Below are 360 nucleotides of genomic sequence, written 5' to 3'. Positions count from 1 at the left end.
GTTTACAATGTCGAGCTGCGTGACAAGCACGATATTGAGTGGGTTCTCGAAATAGACGCCGCTACGGGTCAGGTCTACAGGAATCATCAGGATAACTAATGAATGTCGACAAGCGTCTCTGTGTCATCCTTGGTTTGAGTCTGACCTGCTCTTTTGTCTATGCCAGGGATCTGAATCAGGATGAAGCGCTCAGTCTGCGGCAGCGTGGGGTGATACTGCCTCTCGAACAGTTTATCGAGCGCGCGCTGGGTCTTCATCCCGGCGCTCGCCTGCTGGAGGCTGAGCTTGAGGAAAAAAATAACATGTACGTGTATGAATTCGAGTTGCTGACCCCGCAGGGTGTTGTCCGTGAGCTCAAGT

At 51.9% G+C, this 360-nt stretch carries 2 protein-coding genes; both read left to right on the top strand.

Translation table 11 applies throughout. The features are described 5' to 3' along the window. The coding region (locus ALO43_RS12115; RefSeq protein WP_459564953.1) for a PepSY domain-containing protein at nucleotides 1-99 on the top strand (99 nt) is incomplete at its 5' end. Continuing rightward, a partial coding sequence (locus tag ALO43_RS12110; protein ID WP_054997555.1) for a PepSY domain-containing protein occupies nucleotides 99-360 on the top strand: 262 nt, incomplete at its 3' end. The genes ALO43_RS12115 and ALO43_RS12110, both read left to right, overlap by 1 nt.

It is taken from the genome of Pseudomonas tremae (assembly GCF_001401155.1).
GTDB classification, from domain to species: Bacteria; Pseudomonadota; Gammaproteobacteria; order Pseudomonadales; family Pseudomonadaceae; genus Aquipseudomonas; species Aquipseudomonas tremae.
This window is presented reverse-complemented; position numbering and strand designations above follow the sequence as displayed.